The sequence below is a fragment of the Arthrobacter pascens genome, assembly GCF_030815585.1.
GTDB lineage: Bacteria > Actinomycetota > Actinomycetes > Actinomycetales > Micrococcaceae > Arthrobacter > Arthrobacter pascens_A.
Window position 1 is genome coordinate 2,423,495 of record NZ_JAUSWY010000001.1, and the last position, 13,805, is coordinate 2,437,299.

Sequence of the window (13,805 nt, forward strand, 5' to 3'; positions counted from 1 at the left end):
TGAGGCCCTATCCTGCTTCGAGTTGGAGGAGGTGGCGGTATTGGCCTTTGAAGTAGAGCAGTGGTTGGCCGGCGTGCCACTCGGGGGTGCTCATTTCGTGGACGCGCCCGATGACGACGTAGTGGTCCCCCGCGACGTACTCCGCCGTTATTTCACAGTCGAGCCACATGAGTGTTCCCGCTATGACAGGGTTGCGTTTTGCTGTAGGTTTCCAGTCAATACCTGCCCACTTGTCGGTCCCTTTACGGGCGAACTGGTTGGAAATCTCGTGCTGTGAGTGGGAGAGAACATTGACGGAAAACCTGCCTGTTGCGCGGATCTTCGGATAGGTGGTGGAGTTCAGCATTACGCTGAAGGAAATCAGCGGCGGTTCAGTCGAAACGCTGTAGAACGACTGGCAGGTGAATCCGATGGGTTCACCGTCAGAAGCTCCCGCAATGATCGTGATGCCCGAAGCGAAGTGCCCGAGGGTGTTGCGGAATGAGCGGGGCTCGATTGCAACGCCGCTGGCCCTGTCCAAGGGGATTTGAACTGTTTGCATTGGTGTGTCTCCTAGTTCTGAGGGATCAACACGTTAAGTAAGGGAAGCGACGACGCGCAGGGAGTTGCTCACCTTCGCCAGGCGGTTCAGGTTCGTGGCGTAAGTATCGGCCGCGGCCTGAACAATCTCGTCGAGGTGATCCATCTGCCCGGTGATGAAGTAGAAGCCACGCCCGGGAACCGTTGCTCCAAGCTCAACGAGCAAAGGCGCCAGATTCACCGTAGGACCCATGGAATGGGTTTGGTCTGCTCCGGTCATCACAGGGATTGCCGTGACCCCTGCCAGTCCACTTGCTGGGTAGCGGTCCAGGAAAGCCTTCAAGAGCCCGGTATATGTCGCCTTGTAGGTCGGGGAGGCGAACACTGCCAGATCACTTGAAGCGACACTGGCATTCAGAGCCGCCATCCGTTCGCTGGGCCATGCAAAAATTTCCTCGACGTGCTCCGCAAGGTCAACAACTTCCACCTCGTAAGAGCCGGCCTCCAGCAGCTTCTCAACAAGAGTCTGCGCCACCTTCAGCGTGCGGGACTGCGGCTTGGGATTGCCGACAATGATAGAAACCTTGAGCGTCATCATTTCTCTCTAACTGTGTTGTCAGGAAAATGAGATACGCCGGAGGTACAGCGAAGCTAACGTACGAGCCGAGAGGCATACGCGTGTAACACCAACGTGTCTCACACACCACCGAGATATTTTGGCCCGGTGGGCCCGCAACGGCTTACGCTGCGTTCATGCATAGGCATCACTCATCGGGAGGACCCGCAAGTATCACATGTCCGGAGAACACTTCGTGTTCCAGATCACTATGCCTGCAAGAAATATAGCACATTCCTGCCGATGGTCAATGGGGCGCTATTACCGCCCTTACGTTGCCTATACGAGGGGAGCTGAATCCCAATTCCGGGCGCTGCAGCACCCCGGCTGGCACCGGACAGATTTATAGGTCCACCCCGGCCCCCTCCCGCTAACTCCATCCTTGACTCCATCCGTAGCCGCCATCCACCGATGAATCCAACGTTGAAGGTGAGGCGATTACGGACCGGCAGGAGCAAACCGGCACTGAAGCCAGTTCAACTGCCGACGTAGTTATTTCCGAAGCGGACTGAGGTTCGTCACGGCGGCCAAGAGTTCAGCTCTTTCGGGGCTTTGGAATAGCTTCGGGCTGAAAACGAAAGGTATGTACTCACGGCCAGCGATTTCGAAGGAGGCAAGTTCTGTCATGCCGTAGTGCCGGTGTACGGAGAGCGACTTTCTATTTGTTGTCTCCACAAATGCGACGCCTTGGTCGAAGTTCGCGCTTAGATGTGCGCTGATTGCTACAAGGAGTCCTGTGAGTATCCCTTGACCTTGGTATGCCCTGGCGACGGCCGTAGGCCCGTACAGGAACTGATTTAGGTGTGGGTCTGTTGCCGCTGCTTCCGTCATTGCCTTGATGGCTGGCGGGTTATGGACGATGTGGTGCTTTTCCGCTGACATTGCAAATCCGGCCATCTCACCGTTGACTTCGGCGACGAAGATACCCGGGCCGCTCTCGAGCCGCCCCAGAATGTCCTGATCCATCGGGCCCTGAACGAAGCCCTGCTGTGATTTTTCTTCATTTGTCAGTCCCTCCCCGCGTGCTTCCTCCATAAGATGCAGGATGGCTTCTCGGTCGTGGGCTTGCGAGCGGCGAAAAGTAGTTGCCATCTGAAGGCCTTTCTTGGGGAGCGCTGTAACGCTTAGGTGGAAAAGTCACTCCGGCTCATTCGAAGGGTGCCGGCCACATGAAAAAAGTGTTCGGTCAGGCAGTCGGCCTATCTGCAAGTCCGGGTTCGTCCGGAAATCTCTGTGGCGTCCTCCACGTTCTCGACGCTCGGTTCGAGTATCCCACCGGAATGAATACTTGAGAAATGTTCTTTCGGCTGAATCGTGGACATGCCACTATCAGCCTTCCTTGGGAGGTCCTGGACGCTTTCTGGAGTCGATGTCCGTCCCATGTGAGCCCCGATTTCCTTGAGACACTGCAGCATCAGAGCTGTGCTTGGGCTGGGAGAGTATTCCGCGGCGAGAGTTGCCACGATCTTCTGGCTGACGCCTGCCAACGGTGTTGGGACGACGGCGAGCTCCGGTTCAGCTAAGGCCAGTGTCTCAGGGAGGACTGCCAGATAGTCTGTCTCGACGATAATTGTTCGGACGGTCAGGGGAGCAGTACATTCAATCCTCTCCTCGGGGAGCGCCACTGCTTGTTGTCGGAACAGTTCCTCGAGCTCTCGTCGAAGCGAGGTCTGCTTTAACGGGAGTATCCACGGGAACTGACGCAGCTCGGATAGTTGTGGATCCGCGGTCAGCAGTACGGGATGATCTTGGCGGGCCACGATCCGGAAGGGCTCTTCGTGGAGGTCTATTTGGCGCACTGGTGCTTCAAAGCTGAGCTGTCCTTGACGCCCGACGATCAGGTCAACGTCGCCTGACATGAGGTCGGCGTCAAGCTTGTCGGGAGTCCCTTCCCGAACAACGACCAAGACTCCCGGGTGGCTGGACTTGAGCATCGCTATCGCCCGGGGAAGGAGCAGATTCGCCCCAGCCAGGTGGGTTGCCACAGTTACCGTCCCTGCGGTCGCATTTGAAAGCTCGGAGACATGTTGCGATGCCTGTCTGAGGTGGGCGAGTATGGCCCGTGCATGTTCCAGGAAGGCCACGGCAAAGACGGTCGGCGTTACACCTTTGGGTCCTCGGTCGAACAATTCAACTCCTAAAAGTTGCTCAAGCTCCTTTAGACCACGTGTGACGACCGGTTGAGTGATGTGAAGGTGGTGGGCAGCGCGGACAATGCTGCCGTGCTCTGCTATCGCCAGGGCGAGGACAAGGTGCCGGATCTTCATCCGGCCGTCAATGAGGGTTTGGTCCATACGGGAATCGTATGCCTGTATTGCTATGCGAAGCAACGAATTATCTATTAGACGAGCATGGCAATGACGGTGACAATTGAACTCAGGAAAGGTGTGGTTTGGAACACACCGAAGACAATCGGGGCCACATTGGAGCAGACTGCATGACTACACAGCTAATACGCAATTTTGTTGGCGGCGAATTTCTGGAAGGCGGCACGGGATTCGACAACGTCAATCCCGTGGACGGAAGCGTCCTCTCCGTGGTGTCGGAAGCGGACCGCGGCATCGTTGATTCCGCCGTGGGCGCGGCGCAGAAAGCCCTCGAAGGTCCGTGGGGCCGGTACACGGCAAACCAGCGCGCCGCGGTCATGCGACGCATCGCCGAGCGGATCGAAGAGCGCTTCGACGATCTCCTCGCTGCCGAAATCGGTGATACCGGCAAGCCTGAGGCCTTGGCCAGGGATCTTGACGTGTCCCGGGCCTCGTTGAATTTCCGTGCCTTCGCCGACATGATCGCCAGCGCGGGCGTCGATTCGTACCTGACAGAGTTCCCGGACGGGCGCCGCGCATTGAACTACGCACTGCGCAAGCCTCTGGGGGTCGTTGCCGTCATCGTGCCATGGAATCTGCCGCTTCTCCTGCTGACGTGGAAGGTCGCCCCGGCCATTGCCTGCGGCAACGCCGTGGTCGTCAAACCGTCCGAAGAAACGCCAACATCCGCCACCCTGCTGGGGGAGATCATGAAGGAAGCCGGACTGCCTGATGGCGTGTACAACGTCGTTCACGGTTTCGGTGCGGGCTCGGCCGGCGAATTTCTGACCACGGCTGACGGTGTTGACGGCATCACTTTTACGGGTGAATCCTCGACTGGATCAACCATCATGCGCGCAGCTGCCCCCAAAGTCCGTCCGGTCTCCTTCGAACTCGGCGGGAAGAACGCAGCGCTGGTCTTTGCGGACGCAAACATTGAGCGGGCCGTCGCTGGACTCACCCGTTCCATTTTCACGAACACGGGGCAAGTGTGCTTGTGCACCGAGCGCGTATACATTCAACTACCGATTTTCGACGAAGTGGTTGCGGGACTGGCAGAGCATGCCAACTCACTGGTCTTGGGCAAGCCCTTCGATAAGCGCACCACTACCGGTCCGCTCATCTCCCAAAAGCACCGGGACAAGGTCCTTTCTTACTTCGAGAAGGCTGAAGTCGAAGGCGGTACGGCCATTGTCGGTGGCAGGATTCCGGACATGCCAACAGACCTGGCACAGGGTTCGTGGGTTCTCCCAACCCTCTGGACCGGACTGGCCCACAACAGTTCGCCCATGCGGGAGGAAGTATTTGGTCCCGTCGCCGGTCTGATCCCGTTCGACACCGAAGACGAAGCGGTGCGTCTGGCAAACGATACCCAATACGGTCTCGCCGCCTCCGTGTGGACCGGTAGCCTCGAACGCGGCCACCGCGTCGGCGGGCGCATGAAGACCGGCATCTCGTGGGTGAATACATGGTACATGCGGGATCTCCGCTCACCTTTCGGCGGTACCGGCCTCTCCGGCATCGGCCGGGAAGGCGGCACGAACTCTCTGCATTTCTACACCGACCCCACCAACGTTTGCATCAACCTTTCCGAGGAGGAAACAATATGAGCACCACCCTTAATGAGGCACAACTGGAGCATGCTGCCGCGTCCCTGGACAGCGCCCAACTCACCGGTCAGGCCATAGAACAGTTCGGCGACAGCCTCGACCTGGACCAGGCCTACTCGATCCAGAACGAGCTCCTGGAATTGCGCCGAAACCGGGGGGAACGGACCACGGGCCGGAAACTCGGATTCACCAGCGAAGCCAAGATGGCCCAGATGGGCGTTTCGGAACTGATCGTCGGATTCCTCACCGACGCCATGGAAATTTCGGACGGCGGAAGTCTCTCCCTGAAGGGCCTCGTCCACCCCCGCGTCGAGCCGGAAATAGCCTTCCGACTCAGCACAAGCATCGGTCCGGAGTCCACTGAGGAACAGTTCCTGGCCGCCGTCGAAGCGGTCGCTCCGGCACTTGAGGTCATCGACTCCCGATACCAAAACTTCCGCTTCAGCCTCCCCGACGTTGTCGCCGACAACACTTCGGCTTGCCGCTACGTCATCGGGCCATGGCAGCCGCTGACGCCCAAGCTTGCCAACCGCGCCGTCGTGCTGAACTTCGACGGGACACCGGCCGCGGAAGGTTCCACCTCGGATATCCTCGGAGACCCGCTGCTGACGCTGCCCCGGCTACTCGCCATGTCGGCCAAATACGGCTTTACCATCCCTGCCGGATCAGTGATCCTGGCCGGCGCAGCCACCGCGGCCGTCGCGTTGACGCCCGGCGCCCTCGTCAGCGCAGATGTCGAAGGCCTCGGAACGGTCAGCCTGAATGTTGAGGCGGAAAACAATGACTGACTCCAAGGTTCTGCCGCACCTGGCAACCCCTCGCGGCCGATTCCCTCACTACAAGCAGGCCGGCGAGTTAGTGTTCATTTCCGGCACCAGCAGCCGCCTGCCGGATAACACGTTCGTCGGGGTGGAAGTGGACCATCTCGGGGTGACATCCCTTGACATCCGCGCCCAGACCCGGGCAGTCATTGAAAACATCGAGTCAATTGTGAATTCAATGGGTGCCGGCCTCGGGGACCTCGTGCAGATCACCACCTACCTGGTCAGCATGAACGACTTCGGCGGATACAACGAGATTTACGCACAGTACTTCGACGAAACAGGGCCATCCCGCACAACGGTCGCTGTCCACCAACTTCCGCACCCCCACCTCCTCATTGAAATCCAGGCAGTCGCCAAAATCCCGGCCACACCAGAGATAAGGAAACAGTCATGACCGACATCGCACCCATCCATAATTTTGACCAATGGATCAACGAGAACTCAGCGAGCCTTAAGCCCCCTGTCAACAACAAAGCCATGTGGACTGGCTCCAAAGACTTCATTGTCCAGGTCGTCGGCGGACCCAACCAGCGGACCGACTTCCACGTCGATCCGTATGAGGAATGGTTTTACCAGGTCAAGGGCAACATGCACGTCAACGTCATGACCGATGAGGGCCCCCGTCGCATCGACATCAAGGAAGGCGAGACCTGGCTCTTGCAGGGAAACCTCCCGCATTCCCCGCAGCGGCCCGAAGCCGGTTCGATTGGCATCGTCGTCGAACGCATCCGAGAAGAGGGCACCCTGGAGAAGTTCCAGTGGTACTGCATGGAGTGCTCCCACAAGATCCACGAGGTAGAGCTTCAGGTCCGGGATATCGTGGCTGACCTCCCCCCGGTGTTCGAGGATTTTTACAACAGCGATGATGCCTCCCGGACCTGCCCCAACTGCGGGGCCGTCCACCCTGGACGTGGGTGACCATGAAGGATAGCTCCCTTCTTGAGCGCACCCCCACCGTGGACATCCACACCCACTACGTGCCGAAGGGCTGGCCGGACCTGGAGGAGCACACCGGGTCCGCCGGACCATGGCCCTCGCTCCGCGTCGACGGCGAACGTGAAGCCATGATGATGATGGGGGACACAGAATTCCGTCCTATCCAGGACAACGCCTGGCAGGCACAGGTGCGGCTGAAACAAATGGACAGCGACGGCGTGGACTACCAAGTCCTGTCACCCACGCCGGTGTTCTTTTCCTACGGCAGAAAACCGGAGGAAGCGGTCAAAGTCAGCCAAATATTCAATGACCTGGCCCTGGAGATCGGCGCCGAAGGCCAAGGCCGCCTGGTACCGTTCTGTCAGGTCCCCCTGCAAGACACCGACGCGGCGTGCCGCGAACTGGACCGCTGCATGGACAACGGACATAAGGGCGTCGAGATCGGTAACCATGTCGGTGACCGGGACCTGGACGACGCCGGAATCATCACCTTCCTGCAGCATTGCGCCGACAAGGACGTCCCGGTCTTCGTCCATCCTTGGGACATGCCCAATTCACCGCGGCTGGACCGCTGGATGGCGCAATGGCTTGTCGGAATGCCGGCCGAAACGCACCTGTCAATTCTGTCGCTCATTCTTGGCGGCGGCTTCGACAAGCTGCCGGAATCCCTGCAGCTCTGCTTTGCCCATGGCGGCGGATCATTCCCTTACTGGCTGGGCCGGATGGACAACGCCTGGCACAGGCGCGGGGACCTGATTGCCAAATCCCAGTTCCCGCCCTCTCATTACGTCTCGCGTTTCAGTGTGGATTCGGTGGTCTTCAACGAACCCTCCCTGCGGCTCCTGATGGACACGATGGGCTCCAGCCAGATAATGCTCGGCAGCGACTTTCCCTACCCCTTGGGTGAGCAGCCAGCGGGCCGGCTCATCCGATCCGCGTCGTTCCTGGACGAGGGACAGCGGGCGAACATGCTCGGAGGGAACGCCCTGCGCTTCCTGGGAATGGAATCAGTCAGCCAAGCCGGCAGTGAGGGCAGCCTCCGCGCTTCCTGACCCGCACACCCGCACATTCCGTCGTTCCCGATCCCGGGGGGCGAGAGAGTTTGAGGCAGTTCCGACCGGGCGCAGAAAAATCCAACCGCGTGAATCGGGACCTCAAGACAAGGCAGGCACTCCAATGAATACTTCAATAACTTCCTCCCGCAAAGCGGTCCTTGACGGCCTCGCCGATGAGCTGCTGGCAGCCACCGTGTCCCTGGTGCCGGTGGCCCCGCTGCGGGACCGACTCCAAGGAATGACCCTCTCAGATTCCTACGACGTCCAGAACTCGCAGCTTGAACAGCACCTCGCCAACGGACGGGTACTGGCTGGGCGCAAAGTGGGCCTTACCTCGGTGGCTATGCAGCGTCAGTTGGGCGTGGACTCGCCGGACTTCGGGTTCTTCTTCGAGGACATGGTGCATCACGATGGCGCCCGGATCCCGGCGTCCACGTTTATTCAACCCAAGGTTGAGCCGGAGTTCGGCTTTGTCCTCAAGGAGTCCCTCCAGGGACCAGGCATCACCCTGGAACAGGCCGCCGCCGCGATCGGTGCTATATATCCGGCGATTGAGATCATTGACTCACGCATCACGGACTGGGACATCAAACTGGTCGACACGGTAGCCGACAATGCCTCCTGCGGCGCGATCGCGGTTGGAACGACTCCGCTGGATATTGACCCCGCGGATCTTCAGGACGTCACCTGTTCGCTGGTGATCGACGGCGAGGTTACCGGCACCGGCACGGGGGCCGATGTCATGGGCAACCCCGTGGCCCCGCTGGCCTGGCTCGCCAACGTCCTCGGCGAACAGGGCGTGGCGCTCGAAGCAGGCCAGCTGGTCCTGCCCGGCTCCTTCACCGCAGCCATGCCGGTTGTCACGGACAGTACGGCGACCGCAGATTTCGGTCCGCTTGGCTCACTGACCATTCACTTCACAGACTAAGGACAACCACCATGGCAAAGAAAACAGCAGCCATCGTCGGCTCAGGCAACATCGGCACCGACCTGATGTTCAAAATCATGCGCCGCAGCAGCAACCTTGAAGTCAAATACATGATCGGCGTGGACCCCGCCTCCGACGGGCTCGCCCGCGCCGCCCGGCTGGGCATCACCACCTCCGCCGAAGGCGTGGACTGGCTCCTGGCCCAGGACGAACTTCCCGACTTCGTGTTCGAATGCACCTCCGCGAAGGCCCACGAGGTCAACGCTCCCAAGTACAAGGCCGCCGGCATCCACGCGATCGACCTGACCCCTGCCGCCGTCGGCGCGTACCTGTGCCCGGTGGTGAACCTGGACGCCCTCGAAGACGTCCTGAACGTCAACATGATCACCTGCGCCGGGCAGGCCACCACCCCGATCGTTGCGGCGGTCTCATCCGTGGTTCCTGTCGAGTACGCGGAAATTGTCGCATCCATTGCCTCCAAATCTGCCGGGCCCGGTACCCGAGCCAATGTCGACGAGTTCACCGAGACCACCGCAAAGGCCCTCGAAGTGGTCGGCGGGGCCAAGCGCGGCAAGGCCATCATCATCATCAACCCGGTGGAACCGCCCATGATCATGCGCAACACGATCTACGCTGCCATCCCCGCCGCAGCCGCAGAGCCTGGCGAGCTGCAGGACCGGATCCGTGCCGCCATCGACGAGGCGGTCGTAAAGATCCAGGACTACGTCCCCGGCTACTCCCTGCGGGTTGAGCCCCAGTTCGATCCCGCCCGCGAGGACTGGAACGGTCACGGCCGTGTCGGTGTCTGGGTCCAGGTCAAGGGCGCGGCCGATTACCTGCCCGAATACGCCGGGAACCTGGACATCATCACCGCCGCCGCCACACGGACAGCTGACCTGCTGGCCGAACGTATGGACGCCGCCATCTCTTCAACACCTGTAGGAGCATAACAATGACACGGATGACTGACTTGAGTGTCCGGCTGACCGACACCACGCTGCGCGACGGCTCCCACGCCATGAGCCACAAATTCACCGAAGACCACGTGCGCTCCGTCGTCCGCGCGCTCGATGACGCCAAAGTCGAGATCATTGAAGTAACGCACGGTGACGGTCTGGGCGGGTCCTCGTTTAATTACGGGTTCTCCCTCACGCCTGAGCTGGATCTGGTCCGAGCGGCCGTCGACGAAGCGAAAAACGCCAAGATAGCGGCGCTCCTGCTCCCAGGGCTTGGAACCATTCACGACCTGAACGCCGCCCACGAGGCAGGTGCATCGGTGGCACGGATTGCAACCCACTGCACTGAAGCCGACGTCTCCATCCAGCACTTCCAGCACGCCCGCAAACTCGGCATGGAAACCGTTGGGTTCCTCATGCTCTCGCACCGCACCAGCCCCGAAAACCTGGCCAAGCAGGCACGCATCATGGCCGATGCAGGCTGCCAGTGTGTGTACGTTGTGGACTCCGCCGGGGCACTGATCCTCGAGGACGTCTCCGACCGTGTCGCCGCCCTCGTGACCGAGCTCGGCACCGACGCCCAGGTTGGCTTCCACGGGCACCAGAACATGAGCTTCGGCGTCGCGAACTCCGTCTACGCCGCCCGCGCAGGTGCCAAGCAGATCGACGGGACCCTCCTCGCCCTCGGCGCCGGGGCGGGCAACTCACCCACCGAGGTCCTTGCCGCAGCGTTCGAACGCCTGGGCATCCGCACCGGCGTCGACGTCCACGGCGTGATGGCCGCAGCCGAAGACGTGGTCAAGCCGATCATCACCCGGATGCCCATCATGGACCGGGCGTCCATCATGCAGGGCTACGCCGGGGTCTATTCTTCCTTCCTCATCCACGCCGAACGCGCCGCCGAACGTTACAACGTTCCCGCCTGGCAAATTCTGGAAGAAATCGGCAAAGCAGGATACGTCGGCGGACAGGAAGATATGATCATCGACGTTGCCGTCCAACTCGCCGCCGGCGCACGCGTCGCGTAGTCCGGCCGGCGTCGACAGAGGCCAGGGGAGTAGATCGGTGCAAAACAGAGTGATCCTTGAGGCCCCGTTCCATGCCACAGATCAGTGGCAATCCCTGCCAGGAACAGTGGTGGAAGTCAGACTGAGGAACCGGCTGTACCGTCGAGGATTCATAGATGCAGCAATGCCGGACGCCTCAGCGCTCTGGCTGGCCGCGTACGCTTCTTTTTCCCGCGAATTCATCGATAAGGCAAGGGGCTACGTCGTTCACACAAATCTTTATCCACGGACGGATCACTAAAGAACCAGGTTCCATGTACACAGTCCGCGCCGATGCCAACGGAGGGAACGGGAGCGGGGCCCGTATGGGACGTTGGGACCACTCACCTCCACATAGCAAACGGTGCTGAGCTCGTTCTGCACTCCGAGACCTACGGGGGCCTCGGCCTCCGCTGCCGGCACAAACCAGAACCAGTCCTCCCGGTCAGGGCAACCGAGACGATTAAAGTCAGGAATTGCCCACAGGAGCACGCCGTACGCCACCCAATCGGGTGGCGTACGGCACGTTTAAGGGGAGCATCGAAAAGCGGGAAGGCATCGCCTTGGCCAAGCAGCGCGGCGCCTATAAGGGCGGAAAAAGACCCTTACGCCGGAACGGGCGGCCGTGCTGGTCCAGTGGGTCGGCAGCGGTATTCCGATAGCCGTCCCTGCCCGCGACTATGGGATCAGCAGGGAGACTTTCTACCAGTACCTGCGCCACGCCAAGCAGGAGTGAACCGCTCCCCCGCGGCCGGTGTCCGGTCTCAACATAGTTGTCAGTTCCGTACGAATCCGTGCGTCTCGACCGGGGCCAAAGGCAACTGCGTGCCTATTTCCGCGCGCACATGCAGATCCGAATATCCTGAGCTACGTGAGGACACAGCGGACGGGCGACGAGACTCTGGAAGCACTACGAGAGCAGATCGGCTTCTTGCGCGCTTCATGCCAGGGATTCGACGAGGGATGACTTCAGAAGCCAAGAGGATTGCAGTTGTCTTGCGGGTTTTGTTCCACCGGTCCAGGACTTCGCATGCCCTGCTCGCTCAAGCCGACCTGCTCGACCGGCTTTACTTACTCGACTCTGCGGGAGAGGTCGCGGCGGCACCCATGGAATCGACTTTCACTCTCACCGGCGTCCATATGGAAATCATCGGTGACCACGAGGCATTCAAGAACTCTTACGACCGAAGTTCGACGAAGGCATGCCGTACGCCCAGCCCGATCTCCGGGTGCAGGTGCAGGTGCAGGTGCGCGAGTTGCTCAACCGACGCAAGGCACCCCGGGCCCCGGGCATGCACCTGTCCTTCGATCGCTGGTGGACGCAGACTGTCGTCAATGCCATGGGACGCAAATTCACACGGAGTGACCTTGTCCTTGCGACTGCAAACCAAGACGGAGGCGCACACGTCGATCCCGGAGTCGACAAGGATTACTACGACTTAACCCGTCTGAATGCTCTCGGTATCTACGCGGGTGGGGACAAAGAGAGGATTCAGCTCATGTGGGGAAGCGCCGAGCCACGCCACACCGATGCGCAAGACGTCGATCTCACCTCGCCAGGCTCACCCGTGCCGGCCTCGCTCCGGCAGATCGCTTGGGAACTCACAACCACGCTCGAAGGGCGATACCCACAAATCGGCTAGGCGGCCGCAGAACCGTCAAGCACAACAAGGCACTGATGAAGAGCGAGAAGCCGTTCGCATTGACAGCTACGGTGAGGTAAATGTTGCTATTCCGTGGGCTGAAAGGTGTCATGAAACTGACAACTATGGTGAGACCGGACAGCCGGCGACGTCGTTGAGCCGTAGCCGCGGCGGCCGTTCAACTTACGTAAGGCCGGTTACCCGCGTTCAAAGCACGGGAGTTGCAGTAGCTGGGTAAGCTCCTCGTCGTTGGGGGGATCTTCCATGATTCGCTTGTGGGCAAGGAGCGCGGCTGTGGCAGCGCAACACATAGCGCCTAAAACGGCGGCTGTGCCGTCACCCAAGGACGTGCTTCCGCCACCGGAACACTGTAGCTCGCCTGAGATTCCACGAACTCTTGAAGGATCACAGGGTAAGTCCGCCCCATGGCATCGCCGGGGCAGGAGGCGTTTCGAACCTGGCTGTTCCCGGCGGCAGCTTGCAGTACGCGCTCTGTCTGCTCCGTCGTCAGCTCTCGGTAGGCCTGTAGCTGCATCCAAATCAGGTCGGTGGTGTGGAAGTTTGGTGAGCGCTCCAGTCCGACGACGAGGGACTCAATGAGATTGGGAGCAATCGCAGGACTATTCCGGAGGACATTCAGGGTCTCTTCAACCACCGGCTCGTGGTAGCGTCCCGCCACATTGATGGCTTGCTTGAAGCCGAGTGGCCCATATGGTGCGGTGGCTCCGAACTTGAGCACTGGCACAGGTATTCCCCGCCCTAGCAGCCAGCCAACTTCCTGGTCACACCATCCGCTGGCATTGAACCCGTCGTGAAGGAACACGATTCCGCAATGTGCTGTACGAAGACTCTGCACAATCTCGTCCACCCAGACTGCGTCTGGCTCGATGGAGTCGTGGGCCACAAACAGCTCGATGCCATACTTCTGGAACTCAGCGGCGTAGGTGCTCACAGCGCCGCGGTGAGCTGCAAGATGCGATGCGAAAACCTTCAGAGGAACGGGCTGCTGACCGCTTGCTCCGGTGACGAGGTCAGCGTCCGGACCGGGTCTTCATGGACAACGCCTCCGGCTGAGGCGCCGCGCCAGGCCACAGCTCACAGAACTGCTGCGGTTCGCCCGCGACGGGGACACCGTGGTTGTGCACAGCATGGACCGGCTCGCGCGCAACCTCGATGACCTGCGCGCTTTGGTCCAACGCCTCACCCTAAAAGGTGTGCGTGTGGAGTTCGTCAAAGAGGGCCTGGTCTTCACCGGCGAGGACTCCCCCATGGCCAACCTCATGCTCTCGGTCATGGGTGCGTTTGCCGAATTCGAACGTTCCCTCATCAGGGAGCGGCAGCGGGCTGGCTTTGGACTGACCAGCTT

14 protein-coding genes and 2 pseudogenes are annotated in these 13,805 nt (G+C 60.4%); 11 read left to right on the top strand and 5 right to left on the bottom strand.

Features of this window, described 5'->3' with window-relative positions; all coding sequences use genetic code 11:
• Positions 1-7 precede the first annotated feature (7 nt).
• The 4 genes from QFZ30_RS11200 to QFZ30_RS11215 all read right to left on the bottom strand — a co-directional run bounded on the left by QFZ30_RS11200 (position 8) and on the right by QFZ30_RS11215 (position 3,429).
• A complete protein-coding gene (locus tag QFZ30_RS11200) occupies positions 8-541 on the bottom strand; it encodes a flavin reductase family protein (RefSeq protein ID WP_306904431.1) in 534 nt (177 codons plus the stop codon).
• A 33-nt stretch (positions 542-574) separates the two neighbouring features.
• The gene (locus QFZ30_RS11205; protein ID WP_307076195.1) at positions 575-1,117 is read right to left on the bottom strand and encodes an NADPH-dependent FMN reductase; all 543 of its coding nucleotides are present in this window, start codon (positions 1,115-1,117) and stop codon (positions 575-577) included.
• Between the two features lie 510 nt (positions 1,118-1,627).
• Positions 1,628-2,170: a GNAT family N-acetyltransferase gene (locus tag QFZ30_RS11210; RefSeq protein ID WP_307076197.1), complete on the bottom strand. Its 543-nt coding sequence runs from the start codon at positions 2,168-2,170 to the stop codon at positions 1,628-1,630.
• Between the two features lie 164 nt (positions 2,171-2,334).
• A complete protein-coding gene (locus tag QFZ30_RS11215; RefSeq protein ID WP_307076199.1) occupies positions 2,335-3,429 on the bottom strand; it encodes a LysR substrate-binding domain-containing protein in 1,095 nt (364 codons plus the stop codon).
• Between the two features lie 143 nt (positions 3,430-3,572).
• Here QFZ30_RS11215 and QFZ30_RS11220 point away from each other — a divergent pair, with 143 nt between their 5' ends.
• The 10 genes and pseudogenes from QFZ30_RS11220 to QFZ30_RS11265 all read left to right on the top strand — a co-directional run bounded on the left by QFZ30_RS11220 (position 3,573) and on the right by QFZ30_RS11265 (position 12,439).
• Positions 3,573-5,051 (top strand): 2-hydroxymuconic semialdehyde dehydrogenase, encoded by a 1,479-nt coding sequence (locus QFZ30_RS11220; RefSeq protein WP_307076201.1) that lies wholly within the window; start codon positions 3,573-3,575, stop codon positions 5,049-5,051.
• Positions 5,048-5,839, top strand: coding sequence for a 2-keto-4-pentenoate hydratase (locus QFZ30_RS11225; protein ID WP_307076203.1), 792 nt, complete (start codon positions 5,048-5,050; stop codon positions 5,837-5,839). Before QFZ30_RS11220 ends, QFZ30_RS11225 begins: the two co-directional genes overlap by 4 nt.
• Entirely contained in the window at positions 5,832-6,269 is a 438-nt protein-coding gene (locus QFZ30_RS11230; protein ID WP_307076205.1) for a RidA family protein, read from the top strand. The genes QFZ30_RS11225 and QFZ30_RS11230 overlap by 8 nt, the downstream gene beginning before the upstream one ends.
• Positions 6,266-6,793 (top strand): 3-hydroxyanthranilate 3,4-dioxygenase, encoded by a 528-nt coding sequence (locus QFZ30_RS11235; protein WP_307076207.1) that lies wholly within the window; start codon positions 6,266-6,268, stop codon positions 6,791-6,793. The genes QFZ30_RS11230 and QFZ30_RS11235 overlap by 4 nt, the downstream gene beginning before the upstream one ends.
• Before the next feature lie 2 nt (positions 6,794-6,795).
• The gene (locus QFZ30_RS11240; protein ID WP_307080201.1) at positions 6,796-7,863 is read left to right on the top strand and encodes an amidohydrolase family protein; all 1,068 of its coding nucleotides are present in this window, start codon (positions 6,796-6,798) and stop codon (positions 7,861-7,863) included.
• Positions 7,864-7,987: 124 nt separating this feature from the next.
• Complete coding sequence (locus QFZ30_RS11245; RefSeq protein WP_306904411.1) at positions 7,988-8,794, top strand: 2-keto-4-pentenoate hydratase; 807 nt, start codon at positions 7,988-7,990, stop codon at positions 8,792-8,794.
• A gap of 11 nt (positions 8,795-8,805) precedes the next feature.
• Entirely contained in the window at positions 8,806-9,744 is a 939-nt protein-coding gene (locus QFZ30_RS11250) for an acetaldehyde dehydrogenase (acetylating) (RefSeq protein ID WP_307076209.1), read from the top strand.
• An 11-nt stretch (positions 9,745-9,755) separates the two neighbouring features.
• Entirely contained in the window at positions 9,756-10,778 is a 1,023-nt protein-coding gene (dmpG, locus tag QFZ30_RS11255) for a 4-hydroxy-2-oxovalerate aldolase (RefSeq protein ID WP_307076211.1), read from the top strand.
• Positions 10,779-11,338: 560 nt separating this feature from the next.
• A pseudogene (locus tag QFZ30_RS11260) lies at positions 11,339-11,532 on the top strand (helix-turn-helix domain-containing protein); the annotation flags it as partial.
• A gap of 466 nt (positions 11,533-11,998) precedes the next feature.
• Entirely contained in the window at positions 11,999-12,439 is a 441-nt protein-coding gene (locus tag QFZ30_RS11265) for a hypothetical protein (RefSeq protein WP_307076213.1), read from the top strand.
• A gap of 316 nt (positions 12,440-12,755) precedes the next feature.
• On the opposite strand, the gene QFZ30_RS11270 is transcribed toward QFZ30_RS11265, so the two are convergent.
• Positions 12,756-13,433, bottom strand: a complete 678-nt coding sequence (locus QFZ30_RS11270; protein ID WP_307080203.1) for a toll/interleukin-1 receptor domain-containing protein — start codon at positions 13,431-13,433, stop codon at positions 12,756-12,758.
• 35 nt (positions 13,434-13,468) lie between these two features.
• Here QFZ30_RS11270 and QFZ30_RS11275 point away from each other — a divergent pair.
• Positions 13,469-13,797: pseudogene (locus QFZ30_RS11275) on the top strand (recombinase family protein); the annotation flags it as partial.
• Between the last annotated feature and the right edge of the window lie 8 nt (positions 13,798-13,805).